This window comes from Rhodopirellula sp. UBA1907, from assembly GCF_002337565.1.
Lineage (GTDB): Bacteria > Planctomycetota > Planctomycetia > Pirellulales > Pirellulaceae > Rhodopirellula > Rhodopirellula europaea.
The window spans coordinates 55,944-77,871 of the sequence record NZ_DDGH01000072.1 but is presented as its reverse complement, the minus strand read 5'-3'; the positions used below and the strand labels follow the sequence as shown (position 1 = coordinate 77,871).

Genomic DNA, 21,928 nt, shown 5'->3' with positions numbered 1-21,928 from the left:
CCGATGTCCATTCGATGTGTCGTCGTCACGCCCGAACGAACCGAACTGGATCGGGAAGCTGACTTTGTAGCCTTGCCGATGTTCGATGGCGAACTTGGCGTCCAGCGCGGTCGTGCACCGATTATTGGCCGTCTCGGCTATGGTGTGTTGCGTTTGCAAACGGTCAGCGGCCCCGAGCGTTACTTCGTCGATGGCGGCTTCGCCCAAGTCGAAGATGATGTCGTGAACGTTTTGACCGGACGAGCGATCCCTGTGGATTTGCTCGACAACGACGAAGCGACCAAGACCTTGGCGGAAGCACTGGACATGCCCAGCAGCACTCCCGAGCAAGCTCAAATCAAAGACGCCGCCGTGCGTCGAGCTCGCGGGCAACTGCGAGCCAGCCGCTAAGCTTCACCAAAGCTTCGAATCAGAAACAACGTCCACACGTCAGTTCTCGCTGACGTGTTTTTGTTTGCGCCGAGTTGGACCTCTGAATCGTTGATGCCCAGCTTGATCAGCCTCCCCGGATCGTGGTTGGCACGATTTGGCTCCACCCCCGTAGCCGGATTCGCCAAGAATAGGTCTGCTGGATGGTGCCACCCACCAAACCTTGACTCCCGTGCAAATGGGGCAAGTCGATGTAGTTGGCAACTGGAGTTCCAAGGAGATGCTCGTATGCAAGAAGAAAGGGAGGTCCTTTTTGAGAAGAAAGGGCGATTTATCCTTGAACAACGGCTTGGCGATCTTGGCTACACCTTCAACACATGCATGAATGAAGGCAGGAGTTTGGTGTTGGCATTTCACCAGCAGGACTCTTGGTTTGTTGTCACGCTCGAGGATGATGCTGTCTACGCAGAAGCGATGGTAGGGGATGATGCGGGAGGTTGGCAGCGAGTCGATATCAATGGCCTCTTGTACCATTGTTGTGGTATTCGTCTTCGAGAAATTAGTGGCTGGGAAGCTAATCTGCATCGGATCAACGAAGAGCTTTTCTCTGCTTGTAAGCCATATGTCTGTTTGCAATATGGCCTTGAGTCTGATCCGAGGTTTTGCTTCCCAATTTCCCTAGAAGGCAAAAATCGCTGGTTGAAGTTATCCGGAATCTTATCATCGGACTCGGTCCGCTGGCCTGGCGAGCGTTTAGAGTGACTTTGGGTGGTCGGCTGTTGCCACCCACCAAACCTTGGCTCCTAAATTCCGCTGCCTAGGGTCCAGATGTCTTGTCAGTCGGTTCCGAGATAGAGAGCACAGCCATGCCGCGGCCTCAGCGATGTGTCCGCCGGGCCTTTCTGGCTGGAATTGATCACGCAACCGGCAAGGATTTCTCGTTTCGCAAAGAATGAATTTGTCGGCGGATGGAGGCTCTGGCGTCGGTGTTCGCCGTCGACGTTCTTTCGTACGCGATAATGAGCAACCACATGCACCAGATCCTCCGCAATCGGCCGGATATTTGTGCTCAGTGGAGTGAGCCGAGAAAGTGGCTGGCAACTTTCGCTTCTCGTGCATTTTTCGTCCGTTCGCCACGGGAATTTAGCGTGGTACAATGAACGCTTGCTCATTACAAGACGCAACCATGACGCTGCAAGAATCACTTCGTTCTCTACCTCCCGACCAGAAGCTCGCGATCGTAACGCAACTCTGGGACGACTTGGCTGCTTCGGCACCGCTAACGCTACCACCTGACGAGTTTGCCGAAATGCAACGTCGGCGTGACGAAATGCTTGTGGACCCTTCTATCGCAATTGACGCTGACGAAGTCTGGCGACGTGTCGATGGCGACTGAACGCTACCATCCATTCTTCGCCGTCGACTTGGCTACTGCTTGTTCTTACTACGATTCGATTGCTTCCACGCTCGGCAACCGCTTCCGGGCTAACGTGCGGCGGTGAGAAGGGGCCACCCACGTTTTGACTTGCCTATTGCGGTGTCGTGCGTAGGATTGCTGCATCGCTTCCCCTGGCTGGAGACACCTCATGGCTCGCAAACCTCGTTACGAAGTTGCTGACCCCGCAGAAATCCAAGTCTTTCATGCTGTTCAGCGGTGTGTCCGGCGAGCATTCTTGTGCGGCGATGACCCGTTCTCGGGGCAATCGTTTGAACATCGGCGGCAGTGGATTCGTGATCGACTGGAGTTCCTCGCAAGTGTCTTTGGAATCGATTGTTTGACCTACACGGTGCTCAGCAATCACTTGCACATCGTGCTGCGTAGCCGTCCGGACGTGGTGGCGGCTTGGACGGACGAAGAAGTTGCCCGTCGTTGGTTGCGGTTGTTTCCCCATCGTCGCAAGCCTGACGGTTCACCAGAGATTCCGTCCAAGCCAGAAATTGACATGATTGTCAATCAACCTGAGGTGCTGGCCCAGCGGCGTCAGCGGCTATCCGATGTCAGTTGGTGGATGCGGTGCACGGCGGAGAACATTGCTCGGCGAGCCAACCGGGAGGATGAGTGCACCGGCCGATTTTGGGAGGGCAGATACAAGCTGCAAAATCTTCTTGATGAGGCGAGTTTGCTGGCTTGTGCGGCGTACGTGGATCTCAATCCGATCCGCGCCGCCATCGCTGAAACGCCGGAAACCAGTGATTACACCGGAGCGAAGGATCGGATCGACGACCTGGCGGAGCGGGAAGATCGCACTCGGCCCAACACTCACGACTGGGAACGCAGTCGGCGGCGTCGTAAGAGTGGTTGGATGAGCCCGATTGAGATCAACGAACAGGATGATCCGGCGGGCCCTTGCCTCGAAAGCTCTGGACGCAGGGCGAGCTCCAAGGGATTCTTAAGCGTTTCAATGGCTCAGTATTTGGAATTGCTCGACTGGACTGGCCGGCAGTTGCGAGACGGGAAGGTGGGAGTGATCCCCGAACACTTGTCTCCGATCTTGAGCCGCATGGGCTTGGATGCGACCGGCTGGTGCGATGTCGTGTGCAAGTTTGGGCGAGTCTTCAAGCGTGCAGCGGGAACCCCTGAGAGCCTCGCGAAAGAGGCGATACGGTGTGGCCAGCACTGGCTTTGCGCCCACCAAAACCCGCTTGGATTGTCATCGGACTGATCCAGCCGTTTTCGAAGCCGACGATTGCCCCTGAATTCCGTCTGAGTTGACGGCTGCGCGTTGCCGGCCAATACCGTGGTTCCGTCCTGCGCAAGCTCGCAATTCGTTACTCATGAGCATCCGAGGTGTCCTCCTGTGGCAACAGCGGGTCACTGCCGCTGCTAAAGTTTGTGGGTGGCCCCAAGTTTCCGGCCCCAAGTTTCCCAAGTTTCGATTGATCGACGGACATGTCTTGCAGCTTTGCAATCTCCAAACGCATCGCAGGCTTCATTGCGTCACCTCCGATCGTTTGTCGTTCTTCACTTCGCTTCGGCCATTGCAGTCCGTTCGATCATCAACATCGCGATCATCGTCCGTTTCAATCGCTCGCACCCGAGCGATACCGCGAGCCAAGATGGCCGCGACTTGTTCATCATTCTTTTCAGACATTCAGTTCTCCACCGTTGATCTGTTTCCATCGGAAACGTCTCTCGGCCGATCCGAGAGAGCGTTTGGAACAGAGAGCGGTGAGTTGGTCGAAAGCTCAAGCCGCTTGGGTAAAGAGTTCGCAGAAATTGCAGAAGTCGGCATCGGATGACGCAGTCGCCACCGCAAGACACCGCGAGCCAACAGCACCGCGACCGCCCGCCGCCGATCATGCGGCGAGAGCGCGGGCAAAGAATCCGATTCAGAAATAGCGTCACCTTTTGGAACGAGTCATCAAGTCACCAAGCCAGACCCAACAACCTGGCCAGGTAACCTATGCCGTTCCCAAGCAACGCCGCCCAAAAAATCCCACCGAGCAAAACCACCACCTCGCCATCCCCCACCGCGAAGCGGCAAGGCGCAACAATCCGCGAACTTTGAAAAGAAACTTCAAAGGTAACTGCCCCCAAAGAATCACCTCATCCGCCTTTCACACACTCTTTGGAAAACCGACCGACCCCCACAACTTGAGTGGGACAGGCACCTTGCCTGTCATTCACTACCGAATCAAAAAAGCCGACGTTGGTCACTGACCGACGCCGGCTTTTTTCGTGGCCCGCCACAGCCGAGCGGCGACAGATCGCCCCGCTACACCCTGACCTAGCCGACACCTGCTGGACGCGTTCAAACGGAACTGGATGTGCTACCAACCCGCCGACGATCCTTGCCGGGAATTTTGAAACCGAATCGCCGGAGGTTAACTGTTCTTGTGCTGAAACCGATTACGCACGTAAACTGTTTGCATCTGTCATCGACAAAGGAAAGCACATGCAGTTATCAGACGCCGAATGGATCGTAATGAATCTCATTTGGGAATCTCAGCCAACCGAAGCGAGCGACGTGATCGCTGCACTGGGAGCGGACAACGGCTGGTCCGACGCGACCGTGAAGACAATGCTTCATCGTTTGGTCAAAAAAGGTGCATTGTCGACCGAGCAAATCGGCAAGAAATACCGCTACACCACCGCAGTTCGACGCAGTGCGTGCGTCCGAAAGGCAAGCCGTTCGTTTCTGGATGTTGTTTTCGGTGGTGACGCGGCACCGGCACTACTGCACCTCATGAAGACCTCGAAGCTGAGCGAAGACGACTTGGATCAGCTTCGTGAATTGCTCGAATCCAAGACCGGAACCAAAACCTCCAAGGACAAGGGATCAAAGGAATGATTGACCAAATTATTGAACCATGCGCTCAGTGGATCTATTTCGCGATGCTGGCCAGTTGGCGAGCGTTGCCCGTGTTTGCCATTGTCGCCGTTCTGGCGATCGTGCTTCGTAAACGGGTACCAGCTCGATATCTGTGTTGGCTGTGGCTTGTAGTGATTGCAAGGTTGTTGTTGCCGTTCTCGATCGAATCCAGTGTCGCGATCAGCTCGGTTGCTGACAAGCCCGCAATTTCTCTGGTTTCGGGCGAAGAAGAGTCGCCTGACAAATCGAGCGATTTTGATACTTTCACGTATGAAAACGAAGAGGGGGAATCCGTGACGGCCGCACTCTTGCCACCGGGTGCAACCCCAGAAGAACAGGCGGCAGCGGACGCGATCGCCGCGGAAATCGTCGAGGCCGAGAATGCGGCTAAAGCAGCGTCTGCCGCCCTCCCGAAGTTCAATCAGGTCAATAGCGCTGAGTCGTTCATCGACAAGATCGAACCAGCTCTTGAGGTACTAGCGTATGCCGTCGCCTTCGGCATTCCCGCCGTTACCATTTTCATGCTGTTGCGCGGTCTCCTTGCCCATTTACGCTTTGCTCGCAAACTATCGGCTTCTCCGTCGATCACGGACCAAGCCACGGTTGATCGGTTGCTTCGCATCTGTGACGACCTTCAAGTTGGTCGAAGACCGCAAGTTAAGGAAGTGCCAGCGCTTCATGCACCGGCAATTTTTGGTTTGCTTCGACCCGTCATCTGCCTGCCCCAGCGATGGCAAGAAGAACTGACGGCTGACCAGCTTGACTGGGTGCTGCGTCATGAGGTCGCTCACGTCAAGGGACGCGATGGCTTGCTACTTTCGATAGCGACGTTGGCCCGATCGTGTCAGTGGTTCAATCCTTTGTCATGGGTCGCTGTTTCAAAGTTGAAGCAAAACATGGAGCGAGCCGCTGATGAACTTGCCACTCGTCACTTGGATGAGATGCAGGTACGTGAATATGGCAAGCTTCTGCTCAGATTTGCTGCGGGACAACCGTCAAAGCGTCCGCGGCCGACGATCGGATTGTTGGCGATGGCTGCACCGAAAGGGTTGCAGCAACGAATTGAGTCCTTGGGCATGCCGGTCAAAAAACGTGGATGGCTACACGGTCTGACGGCTTTGATCGTGGTCGGTGTGGTTGGCGTTTGTGGATTGACTGACGCTAAACCGGTCATGGAATCCGAAATCGTACAGCGTCCTGTACCAAACTTTGAAGTAGCGACCGAGAAGTGGGAGCAACATTTGTTGAACGATGCGAAGACGGTGCAATCAGGTGAATGGCCACCGATTGCCGCCGACGCTGCGGAGTTGAAGCACACCGTTGAAATTGACGTCACCAACGCGATTGCAAAGGCTGCTGAACTTCAGCCGGGAATCAACGCGGAAAAGTTCTTGGTAAACTACCTCGTGCCTTACACAGTCGCCTCTCCCGACCGTGCAGAAGAAAAAATCACCGATGGCATTCTGAGCGTCGAATTAACGGAACAACAAGAACTGTTGTTGAGGCAGATGCTGTCTGGTTTGGAAACGTCCGGTCCGTGGCAGATTGTTACTCAGCTGTATACGATCGAAACGGATATCCGAATGCTCGACCAGTTTGACTGGAGTAGTACAGATTCGACAACACGGTTTGCGAGACTTGATCGAGCACCTGTGCTAAACGATCCGAAGCATTGGGAAGAGGCAACGCTAAGGCTGAATCGACAGCCCCTAGCGTCGCCCCAACCCGAGCACTATCCGGTTGAACAATCCGCATCGATTCCGATTCGGGTTGCGAAGATCAGCCGTCTTCAAAGCGAACGTTTTGTTCGCCAGGTGCAGAAAGACACTCGGTCAAACATCATGCACGCCCCTAAAGTAACGTCATTCAACGGTCAATCTGTTGCAATCGGAGATGTTTTACGGCGTCCGTTTGTGACCGACGTGGTCGAGGTTGTCGGCAATGAGGCGAGTGCATATCAGCCGAAGATATCGCTGTTCGAGGAGGGGTGGAGATTCTTGTTCAAGCCGACTGTTTCTGGAGAGCATCAGGCTAAGTTCAGAATGGCATTTACGCATTCAAGCGTTGACGATGTCAAATTAGCCAGCCTTCCAAACCGCCGCGGTTCCACAACAGATGAGCGAACCACGATACAAGTCCCGACCGCGCGAACCGATTCGGTTGCGGTCCAGTGCGACCTAAAGGAATCTGAAGCGTTGCTGGTGTTCTGGCCAAAACCGTACTCCAGCGACTCTGCTGCCGATGTCGACAACCATCGCACTCATAACGAACGTGTATTCATGATTCGCACTCAAATACTTTCAGACAACGAACTCTTGGAGAGTTTTGTTCCCAAGAAAGTTGACTAGTGAACCGTTGATTCCCGCCCTCTGCATGTCAAGAAATGCCAAGCTGGTAGAACGCGAGCGATCCGATCGTAGCCGTCAGAAACGCAAATGGCGTGAACGCGATCGCGCGTTTGGGGCCGAGGCGGATCAGCCAGATGCCGACGGTCAGCTCGGCCGCGGTCAGCAACATCGCGATCCATCCTGAGTCATGGAATGGCTGTCCGAGCAATCCGCCGACGATGGCTGCCGGGTAGAACGTCGGCATGCCTGGGAACATCGAAATCAACGCCGGCAGGATTCGATCGAGCTCTTCGTAACGCACGACCCACGCGTATGGCAGCATCATGCACGCCAACAACGCGATGGCTGGCAACCGGACGTTCGGGAATCCGAAAAGGGGACGGGGGCAATAGTGTTCGGCCCGGCGTTTGCCGGCTGGAATACTGGCGGATGGTTGGCGAGTTGAGTGTGGGTTCATTGCGAAGGAAGCGAAGCGATCCGGCTTGCCCAGGGCCGTTGCGTTTTTGTGTTTGGGACCGCGCAGCATTTACGCCGAGACCAGTCAGGCAAAATGACTTCCCGCAACGCCGATTAGCAAATTTCTCGACGCTCCTCTTTGGCACGCTTTGCCTCTTCTGCAGCAGCTTGCTTTTCGATGTGAGCGATCAACTCCTCTTCACTGGCTAAGCCTTGAAAATAGAAGCTGATCATTTCAAATGTTCGTTTGGTGGGGCGAGATCCAGTCCACAGGTTGATCAGCAAACAGGCGATCATCGAACAATAGACTTGGATCTTGATCCCATTGACGTTGTGACTGATCAGGTGATCGCCGCCCATCAATTGCTTGTAGAACCGAAAGAAGATTTCAATTGTCCATCGGTAGGAGTAGATCAGGGCAATGATTTCAGCAGGTACATTCAGTAGATTGGTGGCAATGCGAAGGATCCCATCGCTGTTAGGTGCCTTGGAACCTCTCGCCTTTCCGCCAGTGCGGTTTTGATGAGGCGTGCAGCGGATTTGAATCAACCGGACCGGGTGATCAGGGCAACTTGAGTTGCTGCTCGATCCTCCAAGCTTCACTATCGCATCGCTGAGTACCCCCGCAGCACGGTCACCCTCGGTTAACTCAAGTTCTTGAGTCGTCTCGTAGACCGTGTTGTCACGTAGTCGGCAGACATAGCTACTCGATGACGCGACGATTGAATTGAAGAGCGAGAACTTGGCATAGCCACGGTCCATCACGTACAAGCCATCTTCTTCGAGCACTTGTTTGAGCACGGCCCGTTCGTCGTACTCTCCACCGCCATCAGGTGTCACATCGACTCGTACGGGCAGCAGGTTATTGACTTCGAAGTGTGTGTGTAGTCGCCATCGCACCAACGCTGAGCCCGTTGTTTGCTTCAGGATGGATGCGGCAATCAGCGACGGCAATGCGTTGACAAGTGAGCCATCCACGGCGGTGATCGTTTGCTTGATGCTGCTCAGTCGCGGGTCCGGGGCAGCATCGTTGACTTGAGCAGACAGGGCCTCAATGATCGGCTTGAGAAGGTCTGCAGAGAACAGCCCACCGGCTTCGGAGAGCGAGCTCAGCGAAGCTTTCTCGTTGCCCAGTTTGTCGCGTACTTTCGTCAACTCACTGGCCTGCGAGATCGCTCGCAAACTCGAGACAGTGGGGTTCAGGACATACAGCAACACGAGCATGCAATACTGATCGTAGTGCAGCGTACGGTTTCCAGCGGTATCACGCTGGCACTCATGTTCGTGAAGATGCTCGAGCAGGGGCTTGAGCATGGCGAAGTATTTGAGTCCTTCGATTTTGATCTTCGGCTTGGCGAGAGATTCCTGTGTTCGCTCGCCCTGGTCTTCAGGAAGCTTTCGTCTTTTAAGTCGTTTGGTTTTGGTTGGCATGGCAAACCAACGATTGCCCGCTCAACGCAGGAGTAAAGCAAGATCGACGCATGAGCCAAACCGGTTTCACGCATCTCCCTCTTGCGAATACAAGCGATCGAAAGTTTCACATCATCGCAACTGCCCGCCAGTCCCCTTGAAGCTCAAACGAGACACTCTCGTCCAGAGAGCTAAGACCAGCCAAATTGTCGATGCTAGCAATTCAGCGTCTGCCGGCAAACGTCGGGCCGAACACTATTGGGACGGAGGTAAATTAACCATACCACTGCACCAGAGAACTGCGGTAGCGTTCTTGCTCACGGATCGTTCGATGCTGCTAGTCAGCAACGTTCCGGCCTTGTTGAGTGGAACGAAGGTGAGTGCCGCCATGCAGAGTCCGTCGCTCCGCTGCGATACGGCCTGCGAATGGTGGAGCTGCATGTGCCAACGTGGGGCGACGTGTCCGGGATGGCGGACTAGCGTTTGGCGAAGGCTCGTTTGAGTTCGTCGAGGCTAGTCAGTCCTCGCGCGACCGTGAGGACGGCTTCGGATTGGACGGGGCGGAAACCTTCGGATTTGGCGATCGCGGTCAACTGGCCGGCATCTTGAGACTTGGCCAATGCCGCTTTAAGTTGCGGGCCTGGTGTCAGCAGTTCGTACAGCCCGATGCGACCGTGGTAGCCTCGTGAGTTGCAGACGGGGCACGGTGTGATTGGCGCAGGCCGCCCGTTCTCGTCGACTTGTTGTTCGATCGGAGGTGGGATAAACGGCTTGTAAAGCAAAGGAACTCGACCGGCGGGGATGCCCAGTTGAGCGAGCAGCTTTGGAGGCGGTTCAAACCCGACTTTGCAGTTGTCACACAAACGTCGAACCAATCGCTGATGGATCACACAGCCGATGTTGTTTGCGATCAGGCTGCGACATTCCGGGTAACGGCCCAGGAACGTGAGCAAGGCGGGCATGGCACTTTCGGCCGCCATCCGGTGGATGACTTGTCGGTCAGCCGCGACGACTTGTTCCAACGCAACCTTCAGTGATTCAGGCTGCGGCGGGTTGGGGAACATCAACACGTCCGGTTCACGCAGAACCATTCGGTTGACCATTTCCAGTTCGGTTTTCCCTGTGTCTCCGCCGAACAAGTTGGGCGAGATGTTGATGATCTCGGGTTCGGGTGATTCCGCAGGTTCGAACGATTGGAAGTCGCGGACCAACCGGTCGGCGGCGCTGATGGCGACGTTCCAGAAAGTCGAAACACCTTCGCTTTTCTTGGCTGTGATAAGGACGATGTTGCCCGAACCGTTCAGTTTCTCTTTGAACTGTTCGATCATTTTGTCCCGCATGCCGAGGTCGCCCAATTTCTTGAACGGCATCTCTTCGGCTTCCAGACGACAGATCACACGCTCGCCGGTGGGCACGCCTTGTGATTGGACGTTGAATTGATATTTGTCTTTGACCAATTTGACTCGCATGCCGCCCTTTTGGCTGCCACGACGATCGGCCGGGTTCATCAAGCACAGTTGTTTCAACGCGTACAGCATCGCATCGCCGCTTTCGCGATCCAGCGGCGGTAGCTGTTCCCATGCCCCGTCGATTTGATAGCGAATCGCACAAGCGGACTTGGAAAAGTCCATCAGGATGTGCGTGGCTCGCGAAGTGATCGCGTGCGCAATTTGGCCGCCGGCGATGGCATAGCCGGCGCCTTGGCGGGTGCTGATCAGCAACGCTTGCAATTCGTTGTTGTCTTTGATCCGAGGAGCGAATTCCACGGGAGCGACGGTTTGCCAGAGTTGTACTTCTTCGTTGGATTGCTTTGCCACTTACAGAATTCCTGGTGCTTTGACGTCGATGCCCTTGAGCGCCATCTTCAGCGCGTCCTTGTTCGGTGCGACTGCGAACGCGGTCGGCCGATCAATCAATTCATCGTCGATCAATTGTTTCAAACTCATGGTGAAGTCTTGCATGCCGTCTTCGGCACCGATGCGAATTGCGTCGGGTAGTTTGTTATCGTGGCCCTCGAGGACCAGTTTGCGAATCATCGGCGAGAACGTCATCACTTCGCAGGTTGGCACTCGCGAGACGCCGGGCTTGATGCTCTTGAGCAGTTTCTGGGCGACGATGCCTTTCATGTTGAAGGCGATGGCGCTGCGGATGGCGTTGTGCATTTCTTCGGGGAACAAGTCCAGGATCCGGCCGATGCAGGTCGAGGCACTCGCGGCGTGGATCGTTCCGAAAACCAAGTGACCTGTTTCGGCAGCGTGAATCGCCGTCATGAACGTTTCTTCGTCCCGAAGCTCACCGACCAGAATGATGTCGGGGTCTTCCCGCACGGCGTGTTTCATTCCGACGGAGAAGTCCACGACGTCCTGACCAATTTCGCGTTGGTTGATCAGCGATTTGTCTTCCGTGAAGATAAATTCGATCGGGTCTTCGAGCGTCAGAATGTGTTTTCGATAGATGCTGTTGATGTAGTTCAGCATCGAACCGATCGTGGTACTTTTTCCCGAGCCCGTGACTCCGGCGAGCAGAACCATGCCCTGTTCGTAGTGGCAAAGGTTTTCGATCGAGTCGGGCAGGAAGAGGCCGCGAAAGTCGGGGATGAAGTTGCTGATTCGGCGGGCGACCAAACCGATGTTGCCCAGCGATTTCAGCATGTTGATCCGGAAACGCCAGCGGACGCCGTCGACTTCGCATTGGTATGAAAAGTCAGCACCGCCTTCTTCTTCGAAGATGATCAGGTTGCGATCGTCCATCATCGGGAGCAGCAGCCGCACCATTTCTTCGGCTCCGATTGGTCCCCGATTGAGCGGTTTGAGTTCACCGCCGACGCGAACCATGGGTGGCTGATCGACTTTCAGGTGAAGGTCAGAACCTTCCAGTTTGACCAGGGCCCGGAAGATTTTGTCGACTTCGAGTTCCTTCTTTTCCTGCAGCAAACTGCTTTTCAGTCGCGCTGCGACCGCATCGGGCGACATATCGCGGGGGGGGCCTGCGGGAACCTTTTTCGCTGCGCCGTGTGCCATTCGTTTTGATCTCGCGTGACCGGGAATGTTCACCGGGATGGCGAAATTCCCCGTGAATCGGAGGAAGGAGGAAAAGAATCTTCAGGTTGAACCCGGGCCTTAGCTTAGTCGATCAAGGCCAATTGTCGAAAGACAAGCCAGATGTTTGTAGGATGTCATCCCATGGTTTTCCAGCGGGCCTCGGCGCATCACCTCCGCGACCCCCGCTCGCCCCGTTTGACTCACCGTCCTTCTTCAGTCTTTCGCAAGGCAAGTGCTCGATGCTGACCGCCAATTTGATCCGGACCAAACGGGACGGAGGGGTCCTGAATGCCGACCAATGGCGGTTCCTGATCGAGGGTTACTGTGGCGGCGAGGTCACGGATTACCAAATGTCAGCCCTCGCGATGGCGATTTTCTTCCGCGGACTGGACCGACGCGAAACGGCTGAGCTGACCCGGTGCATGGTCGACAGTGGTGTACGTCTGCCCCGGGTCAACGATCGGCCTCGAGTCGACAAACACAGCACCGGAGGGCTGGGCGACAAAGTCTCGCTGATCTTGGCTCCGTTGCTCGCGTGTTGCGATGTGGACGTGCCGATGATCAGCGGTCGCGGCCTTGGGCGAACCGGTGGGACGCTGGACAAACTGGAATCGATTCCGGGCTACCAAACACAGCTGTCGATTGAACAATCTAGCCGAGTCCTGAAGGAAGCGGGTTGCTTCATCGTGGGAGCCACCGAGTCGATTGCACCGGCGGACCGTCGGTTGTATGGACTGCGCGACGTCACCGCGACCGTCGAATCCGTGGGTCTGATCACGGCCAGCATTCTGAGCAAGAAGCTGGCAGCAAGTTTGGATGCCCTGGTGATGGATGTGAAGGTTGGATCGGCTGGCTTCATGCCGACGATTCAGCAAGCAACCGAATTGGCGGACTCTCTGCAAGCAGTTGGTGCCGAAGCCGGGCTGCCGACCATTCCTGTTCTGTCCGACATGGATCAGCCACTCGGACGAGCGATCGGGAATGCGAACGAGGTCAACGAGTCACTCGATGTGCTCGACGGCGGTGGACCGGAAGAGGTGCGAGCGTTGACGCTGCGATTGTCGGCCGAGTTGCTGGTGGCAACCAAACAAGCCGATGATCTGCGAGCGGCGGAGGAATTGTTGGCCCGCAAACTCGATTCGGGCGAAGCGATGCAACGATTTGAACGCATGGTTCACGAACAAGGCGGCAAGCTTTCCGGTCATCTGCCGCTGGGCAAACAAAGCGACACTGTGGCGGAGCGTTCCGGATGGGTCGAAACGATTGATTGCCCCGCGATCGGCGACGCGATCATTTCGATGGGCGGTGGTCGACGCAAAACATCCGATCCAGTGGAACCGTCGGTTGGAATCGATCTGCACGTTCGCGTTGGCGACCGCGTCGAGATTGGTCAACCTCTTTGGACGGTGTACGAAGGCCAAGTCACTTGTCCGCCGATCCAACCCGTTTTGTTGTCGGAAACAAGCATTCCGGCTCGACCATTGATCCTGCAGAGAAACACAGCCGGTTAATGCCGTTGCCGCGGTTTTGGAACCGCGGCGAACGTTGATCGGCTAAATTGTGAGATCCAAATTTTTCTTTGGATGTCAACATGTCACCACGATTCGAAGGCAGGTCTCTTATGGTCGCATCATCATTCTGTTGCCATCGATTTAGCTCGCGGTCGCGAGCGCCAATGAAATGCATGTTGGCTTTGTTTGCGATGGCGATTTGCATCCTTGCAAGCGAGGTGTCTGCGGTTTTCGCAAACGACCAACCAAACGTGTTGATCATCCAAACCGATGAGCACAACTTTCGGACGTTGGGTTGTTACCGCGACACGTTGCCAATCGAGGAAGCTGAGATTTGGGGCCAAGGTGCCGTGGTCGAAACACCCAGCATCGATTCCATCGCTGCACGCGGAGCGATTTGCACGTCGTTCTACGCGACGTCTCCCGTTTGCACGCCATCGCGAGCCGCTTTTTTCACGGGGCGATACCCACAAAATACAGGTGCTTACCAAAACGACCGACCGCTTCGCGGTGACATGGTCACATTCGCAGAAGTACTGCGGCGAGACGGTTACGCGACCGGCTATGCGGGCAAGTGGCATTTGGACGGACCCGGGAAACCTCAATGGGGACCGGAACGCCAATTCGGTTTTTCTGACAATCGATACATGTTCAACCGCGGCCACTGGAAGAAATTCGACTTTGAAAACGGACAGCCGATCGTTGCGGCGACGAACAAAAAGGGCCAGCCGAACTACGACCTGGACGGAGCGGATGAGAAGACTTTCAGTACGGATTGGTTGTGCGATCGAGCTGCTGATTTCATTCGTGAGCATTCGCAAGAACCGTTTTGTTATCACCTGTCGCTGCCTGATCCTCACGGTCCCAACACGGTCCGTCAGCCCTACGACACCATGTTTGAAGACATGCCGGTCCGGCCACCGATGACGTTTCAGTTGGACGGGACGAAACCAGGTTGGTTGCCGGGGACCAATCGCAATGCGGAACAGAGATTCAATGCGAGGTTGATGACGCAGTACTTTGGAATGGTTCGATGCATCGACGACAACGTTGGCATGCTGCTGGCTCTGCTCGATGAACTCAGCTTGACCGAGCGAACCGTGGTGGTGTTCACTTCGGACCATGGCGACCTGTGCTATGAACATGGCCGCCTGAACAAAGGCAATCCATACGAAGGCAGTGCGAAGGTCCCGATGATCGTCGCGGCACCGGGGCTTGTGCCGGCCGGATTGCGAATTGATGAAGCGATGGGCACCGTCGATTTTGCTCCCACTTTGTTGTCGCTGCTGTGGAAGGAAGTGCCTGAGGGAACGCAGGGACGAGATCTATCAGAATGGTTTCGAGACATTGAGTCCTCCGACCAGGAATCCCATCGAAACAGTGTCACGTTTTTGCGGGCCGCTTCCAGTCAAGCCGCTTGGATCGCCGCGGTCACGGATCGGTACAAGTTGATTGTCTCGGCGGACGATCAACCATGGCTGTTTGATCTGAAAGAGGATCCGCATGAAACCACGAACCATATCGGCAAGCCGGAGAATCAAGCGATCGCCGCGAGGCTGGCGCGTTCGCTGCTTCGCTATGGAGATCTGATGAAAGATCCCCAACTGAGCGAAGGCAAGTTGCGGAGCGATTTGCAAAAGTTGCAGATCCAACCCTGAGACCGTGTGAAGCCGACGCGGCGGAGTCTTTTGATGATTCAGCCGCGTTGTGTTTGTCGCGGTTTCTGTTTGTGATCGGGGCCGATGACTGACCGGTTCATGGGTTTTGAAGATCTCTGCCCGCTCGATTGAAACGCAGAAATTTGCATTTCAGCGGCTCAGACGCCATGATCACCTTCAGGGTGTGACCGCCCTCCCCCCTTTTCTGCTTTTTCAAAGGCGAACGAATGAAGCGAGCTTTGTTGGTGATCGATGTCCAGCGTGAATACTTCGATGGTGCGTTTCCGATTCGACACCCGGTCGGACACTTGGAATCGATCTTGGAAGTCATGGACCAAGCCCGAGACGCAAAAATTCCAACGGCGGTGATTCGTCACCATCAACCCGATCCGGATTCACCCGTGTTCTGCAAGAACAGCGAGATGTGGCAATTGCATCCCGAGGTGGAGTCGCGGCACCGAGATGCGTTGATCGACAAGACCTTGCCAGGTTCGTTCACCAACACTGACCTCGACGATTTTCTGAAATCCAATGACGTCGACACCGTCAGTATCGCCGGTTACATGACACAGGTTTGTTGTGACACGACGGCTCGCCAAGCCTTTCACCGTGGGTATCAGGTGGAATTTCTAAGCGATGCGACGGGGACGTTGGATGTTTCTAACAAGGCTGGTTCAGTGACAGCGGAACAGTTGCACGAATCCATCTTGGTGGCTCAGCAGATGTTTATCAGTGACGTGATTGATCGAAACGAATGGTCGGGACGCTTGTAAGCGAGTGGAGAGACGCCAACGCGTTTGCCACGGTTTGAACACGTACGTCACGCTCAGATTTCTTTTTAGGTGGGATGAAGTCATGGGAACGAAGTATCACTTAAGGTTTGTCGATGTCATTACGCTCGGTGTTGCGTCGATGGTGGGTTTGGTGTTGCTGGCCGGCGTTGTCCCTCGAATGAGACAAAATGCGAGACGGTCCAGTTGCGAGATGAATCTCCAGCAGGTGGGGTTGGCCCTGCACAATTACCATTCGGCTTACAGCATGATGCCGAGGGGATGCGGTGGAACATCCTCCGGAAGTTCGGATGAGCCGACATTGGGCAACGCGAATCGTTTGAGCCCGCTGGTGGGTTTGACTCCATTCTTTGAACAACAACCGTTGTGGGAAAAAATCTCCAACCCATTGCGAGCCAATGGGAAGGTCTTCCCGGCGATGGGCCCGGTTCCATGGTTTGATCCAAAGGTTTACACGCCTTGGAACGAACGGCCCGAGGTGTTGGTTTGTCCCGCCGATCCAACCGCAAAGGATTTTCCGACGGTCGCCAGTTACACGATCAACTATGGCGACGCGGTCATGAATGTAGGGGCATCGCCGCTAGAAGAAATGCCACCCTATGGACGAACGCCCGGTGCTCTAAGAGGGATGTTTGGCTATCAAATGGTCTTTCGTTTTCGCGATGTGCTGGATGGGTTGTCCAATACGTTGCTGATGAGTGAAGCCCGAATCGGCGGTGTCCGCGTTGCGAAAGACGTCTCCGGATTGATCGAGCGACCCGCGGTTTGCCTGGACGCTCATGAGGACGATCAGACCAAGTACTGGCCTGAGGGACGCGGTGCGTGTTGGGCCGACGGATCGCTGTTGTCAGTGGGTGTTCAAACCATTTTGCCACCCAATTCTCGCTCAGCGACATCGGAAAAAGGTGAACTCGAAGGCGTGATGTCCGCATCCAGTCTGCACGGTGAGGGAGCTCACGTGTTGATGGCGGACGGAGCCGTGCGATTCGCGAGCAGTTCCATTGATGTGGGTGATCAGGATTCGCCGAGTGTTGCCGAAGGCCATTTGGACAATGGCAAGACTCTTCCCCCGGGAAGCAAGAGCCCGTACGGGGTTTGGGGTGCGATGGGGACAAGAGCGGCCCGGGACCGATTCGATCCCAGCGAATTGTCGGAGCCGGTACGCACTTTCACCGAAGAAGAACTCGCTGAGTTTGCAAAGTTTGAACTGGAAACTTGGCACGCGGCAAAAGGAACGGGAAAGATTCAGGCTCGTCAGGTGGATTTGACCGACAAGGGTGTGTTGGTCTTGATGTCCGAAAAAGGTGCCATTCGTCGGTTGGCACTGTCGAGATTCAGTAGCCAGGACGCTTACCGAGCGGTTGAAACTCATCGCCAACGAAAGCTGACGGAAGCGAAGCTGTTGGTCGAACATTTGTCGACTCAGCTTGAATTGTTGGAAGACAAGCAGTTCGAAACATTTGCTCGTGAATGGGTTTCCTTCGGCGATGGGCAGCAGGGAGATCATCCTTCGGGTGTTGCAATGATAGCGGGGGTGTTACGGACACAGCGAGGTGCGCTGATCACCGCTTATGATCAAGTACTTAACCTTGTTGGCACGGCGATGCCGGAGTTGCTCGGAGAGCTGCCTGAGGCTTTGGCAACCGGAAAGGGACCTGCTCGCGGTTTCAAATGGGCGTTTTTGGGCGGCCATTGGAAGCTCGTTTTTGATGGACAGATGAATCAACGCGGGATTCAGTTCATGCGTGCGATGGAGGCCGCCGACGATCCTTTTGGGGGCCGCTAGAAGATTCTGGATGAGTGAATCTGAACCCTGTCGCCAAGCTTGAAACTTAGTCATCCCCGTGCGGATGCCGCCGCCTTTTCCTTTGGAGTTCTCCGATGAAGTCAAAGCTCACTCTCACAGATCTGATCATCGTCGGTGTGGTGGCGTCAGTCGGATTCAGTTTGTTGTTGCCGGTGATGTTGCGTCAGCGTGCTGCTGCTCGAAATATTCAGTGTTCGAACAACCTCAAGATGTTGGGCTTGGCGATGCACAACTACCACGCTGCTTATAATCAGTTGCCGCCCGGTTTGGGCGGAACCGTTGGTGGAGAAGATGACACTTGCAACCAAGGACGACTCAGCCCGTTGGTCGCGCTCTCGCCTTTTTTGGAACAGCAGGCATTGTGGGAAAAAATCGCGAATCCCTATGTGTCGCCCAAGACTGGAAAGCAATTCCCACCAATGGGCCCTGCGCCCTGGTTTGATTCAACGGAATACACACCATGGGCATCGGCATTTGTGACTTTGCGTTGTCCAGACGATATGCAAACCAAACCCGAGGTGCCGGAGCAAGAAACAATCGTGGTGACGACCTTGGCGATGCCCGAGCTGCCGCCTGGAGCAATCGATCCAGCTACGTTCTGCAACTATGTATTGAGCTACGGCGACGGAACGTATTTGATGGGTGAGAAGATTGACCAGAAAAATGCCGAATCGATGCGGCGCGTGCAGGCGGGTATGCGAGGTGCGTTCAGCGGGAATCGGCGAATGAAGTTTCGTGACTTCTTGGACGGGTTGTCCAATACAATTGGAATGTCCGAAACGATCACGCCGGATGAGAATGACGCGAAGGAGTCCCACATCGCTCAAGGGATTAAAGGGTTGAGCTTGAATCCATCGTTGTGCCTCAAGACGCATGACGGCAATCATACGGATTGGTGGGACGTCCGCCGGGGATCGCGTTGGGCAGACGGAGCTTTGGCGATCAGTGGGTTCCAAACCGTCTTGCCACCCAACTCGCCGACCTGTTTGTCGGATTTGGGAATGGAGGACCCGATTGCATCGGCATCCAGTCGGCACGCTGATGGCGTGCATGCTTTGATGATGGATGGCCGAACCATCTTTGTTCGGGACAGCATCGACACGGGGGATATCTCTCAGCCCGGCGTGTCAATTGGTCGTGAATATACCCAAGCGGGATCAAGAAGTCCGTATGGAATCTGGGGCGCGATGGGAAGTCGAGCCGCCAGGGAAGTTTTGGCCAATCCAATCACCAACAATGCTTCCATCGAAGAAGTTGTCGGAGAGCAGCGCAATCAAAATCAGGCCGTTGCTGCCGAGGAGCGCTGGACGACCTGGACCGATCGCGATGGCAAACATCATTTGAAGGCCAAGCTCAACCGCATCATCGATCGCGAAACGGTGGAACTGGAAGACGGCAAAGGCATCCTGCACCGGGTGCCTCTGAACACTCTGTCCGACCGTCACATCATCAAGGCGGTGATGTTGCACGAATCACAATTGGAAGCAGCGTCTGCGCCGAAGTGATCGAGGCCGATCAGAACTTCAGCGATTCACGCGGCTGCATTGGATTGGCAGCGTCGAACTGTTCGATCAGTTTCTTGGATTCTTCGTCGATCGATTCAGGCAATTGAATTTGCAGTTCGACCATCAAGTCGCCGTCCGTTCCCTTTGGGTTGCGAACGCCCTGTCCTTTCAAACGCAAACGTTTGCCACTGGAACTGCCCGCTGGAACGGAAAGCGTGATTGTTCCCGCGGGAGTTGGCACGTCGACCTTGGCACCCAAGACAGCTTCCGCAACTGTGATCGGAAGTTTGAGTTCCAGATGATTGCCGTTGCGTTTGTAGAACGGGTGATCGTCGACCTGAATGATGAGGATCAAGTCACCTGCGCCACCGGGGCCGGGATGCCCCTGTTCACGCAATCGGATTTTGCTGCCGGAACTGACACCGGGTGGAATCGTTACCGACAATTTTTCTTGTTTGCCACCGCGAGCGAGATAGAACTCGACTTTGTCACCCAGCACCGCGGTGCGGAACGTGACGGACAATTCGTGCCGAATGTTTTGACCACGCTGTGGTGGTGCCGATCGCTGGCCACCACCGAATGGTGAACCTCCACCGCCCCGTGCTCCGCCACCGAGGATTTGTTCGAAGAAGTCATTGAATCCGTTCTCGAATCCAGGTTGTCCTCCTCCTCCGCCACCACGACCGGCGGCGCCGAAGATTTGTTCCAAATCCAAACCGTCAAACGATGGGCTCGCTGATCCGCCGCCACCGCCGGCGCCAGGATTCCAACCGCCGCGAATTTTTTCGAAGTCGGATCCGTAGCGGTCGTAAGCCGCTCGCTTTTGTTCGTCGTTGAGGACTTCGTACGCTTCCTGAACGCGTTTGAATTTTTCTTGCGCGTCCGGGTTATCGGGATTCATGTCCGGATGGTACTTCCGGGCCAATTTGCGATAGGCTTTGGTCAGTTCGCCCTTGTCGGCGTCGCGAGAAACTCCCAGCGTTTGATACAGATCTTCGGCCACAGCGTGTCAATGATTTTGAAGGCGATTGTGTCATTTTGACAGGAACAGTCTTTTGTGGATTCACCATAGCAAACACCGAACCACAGACCGATGGGGGAATGCCGTGAAGTCAATTTGTCCCCTTTTTGCCCTGGTTTTGTGCGGTTTCTGCCCACCTGTGCCGCTTTGGGCCGACGGCGACCTGACGCTGCGAGTGGTGGACGAGTCGACGGGAGAACCGACGATCGCACGCATGGAGCTGACCCGACAACTACCCGCCACGGTGCGGCGAACGTCCCGGCCGATGTCCGTTTCGGTGTCGCCGCGTCGTTCGCTGTCGTCAGGGCCCGGGTTCGTGCTGGACGAATTCGCGGAGCTGTCGCTGCAAGACGGCGCATACGAGTTCAAGCTGACGCGAGGTCCCGAGTCGCGAGTCCTTCGAGGCACTTTCGACGTCCAACGCGGCAGTGAAGACGAGCATCAACTCGCGCTGCCGCGAATGGTCCAGATGCGACCGGAAGGCTGGACCAGTGGCGATTGCTTGGTGCCTCGTTCGGCGGACAGTTTGCCGATGCGAATGACGGCGGAAGATCTGCATGCGGCAAACGTCATCCGCGATTCTGAAGTTGCCGGACGCGGAACTGAAAAACCGATCCCACGTCGCAATGCGAAAAACTTGTTTGGTGACGACGAGCCCGTGCAAACGCCTGATGGTTGGCCGACGGATCCATTGTGGATTGAAACCAATGTCGACTGCATCGGCGGTTTGGCGTTTTATCGAAACCAGAACGATTCCGGTTGGAATCCAGTTTCGACGGATGAGTTTGCTTCGCCGGAACTGGCGTCACTCGGTTGGTTATCGAGTCTGCCGGCCGATTCTTCCACGCGTGTCGCGATCGAAAATCCGTTCGGTTGGCTGCTGCCAATTTGGTTGGCCAGCGAGAAAATCGATGGTGTGTTTGTGCTCGGCGATTGGTTGCAGCTGAACGAATCGGTGATTCGTGTTCCCGACGGACGCATGTTGCAGCCCGCCAATCGAGCCGACGCGACTCAGCTTGGACGCGATGCCGGGCAGATCCATTGGCATTTGTTGGACGCTGGTTTTCGACTGGCGCCGATGGCGGGCTCGGGCGATGAACCAGGCGACTCGCCGGTGGGATACAACCGTTTGTATGTTGCCGCTCGATCGCAGGCATCTTCGTTTGACTCGCGGGAAGACGCGGTCGCCGTCGGAACGATGGAAGAATGGTGGAACGCGGCTTGGGACGGTTGCAGTTTCGCGACCAACGGTCCATTGATGCGGACCAATCTGGAGGGACGTTTGCCAGGTCATGTGTTCGAGATCAATCCGGCCGACGTCAGCGGTGACGAATCCGTGGAGCTGACCGCGGAGGTTGTCCTGAACGTTCGCGACCCGGTTGAATACCTCGAGGTCATTCACAACGGTCGTTTGCACTATGGAGCGAAGCTGGACGAATTCGCGAAAGCGGGCGGACGAATCCCTCCTCTGAAAATCAAGGAATCGGGCTGGGCGACGGTTCGAGTGGTGACATTGCACGAGGACCACTACCGAGCGGTGATTTCGTCGCCTTGGTATTTTCAGGTTGGCGGGCAACCGAGAATTTCCGCACGCAGCGTCGCTTTTTTTCAGGAGTGGTTGGGCGAAACCGAGCAGCGATTGACCAAGCTTCCGGCGGACCAACTGAAGGCATTCGTGCCCTACGTTCGGGCGGCTCG

The 21,928-nt window shown here is 55.5% G+C and carries 19 protein-coding genes and 1 pseudogene; 13 read left to right on the top strand and 7 right to left on the bottom strand.

The annotated features are described in order from the left end of the window. Positions 1–3: 3 nt before the first annotated feature. From B2R17_RS15665 to B2R17_RS15645, 5 genes and pseudogenes are all read left to right on the top strand, one after another. Positions 4–390 (top strand): F0F1 ATP synthase subunit epsilon, encoded by a 387-nt coding sequence (locus B2R17_RS15665; RefSeq protein WP_008670002.1) that lies wholly within the window; start codon positions 4–6, stop codon positions 388–390. 267 nt (positions 391–657) lie between these two features. Beyond that, positions 658–1,131, top strand: a complete 474-nt coding sequence (locus B2R17_RS15660; protein WP_037252990.1) for a hypothetical protein — start codon at positions 658–660, stop codon at positions 1,129–1,131. A gap of 104 nt (positions 1,132–1,235) precedes the next feature. Beyond that, positions 1,236–1,484, top strand: a pseudogene (locus B2R17_RS15655) (hypothetical protein); the annotation flags it as partial. 71 nt (positions 1,485–1,555) lie between these two features. Then, positions 1,556–1,765 carry an addiction module protein gene (locus tag B2R17_RS15650; RefSeq protein ID WP_008670000.1) on the top strand — a complete coding sequence of 70 codons (210 nt, stop codon included), beginning with the start codon at positions 1,556–1,558 and terminating at the stop codon, positions 1,763–1,765. A 190-nt stretch (positions 1,766–1,955) separates the two neighbouring features. Then, the gene (locus B2R17_RS15645) at positions 1,956–3,032 is read left to right on the top strand and encodes a hypothetical protein (protein ID WP_286764716.1); all 1,077 of its coding nucleotides are present in this window, start codon (positions 1,956–1,958) and stop codon (positions 3,030–3,032) included. A 106-nt stretch (positions 3,033–3,138) separates the two neighbouring features. Here B2R17_RS15645 and B2R17_RS15640 read toward each other — a convergent pair whose 3' ends face one another. Both B2R17_RS15640 and B2R17_RS15635 read right to left on the bottom strand, forming a co-directional pair. After that, positions 3,139–3,291: a hypothetical protein gene (locus B2R17_RS15640; RefSeq protein WP_286764715.1), complete on the bottom strand. Its 153-nt coding sequence runs from the start codon at positions 3,289–3,291 to the stop codon at positions 3,139–3,141. Positions 3,292–3,299: 8 nt separating this feature from the next. Further along, a complete protein-coding gene (locus B2R17_RS15635) occupies positions 3,300–3,461 on the bottom strand; it encodes a hypothetical protein (protein ID WP_008669996.1) in 162 nt (53 codons plus the stop codon). Between the two features lie 804 nt (positions 3,462–4,265). On the opposite strand from B2R17_RS15635, the gene B2R17_RS15630 reads away from it, so the two are divergent. Continuing rightward, positions 4,266–4,661 carry a BlaI/MecI/CopY family transcriptional regulator gene (locus tag B2R17_RS15630; RefSeq protein WP_037252997.1) on the top strand — a complete coding sequence of 132 codons (396 nt, stop codon included), beginning with the start codon at positions 4,266–4,268 and terminating at the stop codon, positions 4,659–4,661. After that, the gene (locus B2R17_RS15625) at positions 4,658–7,030 is read left to right on the top strand and encodes a M56 family metallopeptidase (protein WP_286764714.1); all 2,373 of its coding nucleotides are present in this window, start codon (positions 4,658–4,660) and stop codon (positions 7,028–7,030) included. Before B2R17_RS15630 ends, B2R17_RS15625 begins: the two co-directional genes overlap by 4 nt. A gap of 28 nt (positions 7,031–7,058) precedes the next feature. On the opposite strand, the gene B2R17_RS15620 is transcribed toward B2R17_RS15625, so the two are convergent. The 4 genes from B2R17_RS15620 to B2R17_RS15605 all read right to left on the bottom strand — a co-directional run bounded on the left by B2R17_RS15620 (position 7,059) and on the right by B2R17_RS15605 (position 11,916). Next, positions 7,059–7,487, bottom strand: coding sequence for a hypothetical protein (locus B2R17_RS15620; protein WP_158453565.1), 429 nt, complete (start codon positions 7,485–7,487; stop codon positions 7,059–7,061). A gap of 113 nt (positions 7,488–7,600) precedes the next feature. Next, the gene (locus B2R17_RS15615; protein WP_286764713.1) at positions 7,601–8,917 is read right to left on the bottom strand and encodes an IS4 family transposase; all 1,317 of its coding nucleotides are present in this window, start codon (positions 8,915–8,917) and stop codon (positions 7,601–7,603) included. A gap of 455 nt (positions 8,918–9,372) precedes the next feature. Then, the gene (locus B2R17_RS15610) at positions 9,373–10,713 is read right to left on the bottom strand and encodes an ATPase, T2SS/T4P/T4SS family (RefSeq protein WP_286764712.1); all 1,341 of its coding nucleotides are present in this window, start codon (positions 10,711–10,713) and stop codon (positions 9,373–9,375) included. Next, positions 10,714–11,916, bottom strand: coding sequence for a type IV pilus twitching motility protein PilT (locus B2R17_RS15605; RefSeq protein WP_037253787.1), 1,203 nt, complete (start codon positions 11,914–11,916; stop codon positions 10,714–10,716). Between the two features lie 260 nt (positions 11,917–12,176). On the opposite strand from B2R17_RS15605, the gene B2R17_RS15600 reads away from it, so the two are divergent. From B2R17_RS15600 to B2R17_RS15580, 5 genes are all read left to right on the top strand, one after another. Next, the gene (locus B2R17_RS15600) at positions 12,177–13,448 is read left to right on the top strand and encodes a thymidine phosphorylase (protein ID WP_286764711.1); all 1,272 of its coding nucleotides are present in this window, start codon (positions 12,177–12,179) and stop codon (positions 13,446–13,448) included. A gap of 110 nt (positions 13,449–13,558) precedes the next feature. Further along, complete coding sequence (locus B2R17_RS15595) at positions 13,559–15,106, top strand: sulfatase (RefSeq protein WP_339886873.1); 1,548 nt, start codon at positions 13,559–13,561, stop codon at positions 15,104–15,106. Positions 15,107–15,333: 227 nt separating this feature from the next. Continuing rightward, positions 15,334–15,879, top strand: coding sequence for a cysteine hydrolase family protein (locus B2R17_RS15590; RefSeq protein WP_286764709.1), 546 nt, complete (start codon positions 15,334–15,336; stop codon positions 15,877–15,879). A gap of 82 nt (positions 15,880–15,961) precedes the next feature. Then, complete coding sequence (locus B2R17_RS15585; protein ID WP_286764708.1) at positions 15,962–17,683, top strand: DUF1559 domain-containing protein; 1,722 nt, start codon at positions 15,962–15,964, stop codon at positions 17,681–17,683. 95 nt (positions 17,684–17,778) lie between these two features. Further along, positions 17,779–19,209, top strand: coding sequence for a DUF1559 domain-containing protein (locus B2R17_RS15580; RefSeq protein ID WP_286764707.1), 1,431 nt, complete (start codon positions 17,779–17,781; stop codon positions 19,207–19,209). A gap of 10 nt (positions 19,210–19,219) precedes the next feature. Here B2R17_RS15580 and B2R17_RS15575 read toward each other — a convergent pair whose 3' ends face one another. Further along, positions 19,220–20,212 carry a J domain-containing protein gene (locus B2R17_RS15575; protein ID WP_286764706.1) on the bottom strand — a complete coding sequence of 331 codons (993 nt, stop codon included), beginning with the start codon at positions 20,210–20,212 and terminating at the stop codon, positions 19,220–19,222. Between the two features lie 103 nt (positions 20,213–20,315). On the opposite strand from B2R17_RS15575, the gene B2R17_RS15570 reads away from it, so the two are divergent. Next, positions 20,316–21,928: hypothetical protein (locus tag B2R17_RS15570; protein WP_286764705.1), on the top strand; the 1,613-nt coding region annotated here is incomplete at its 3' end.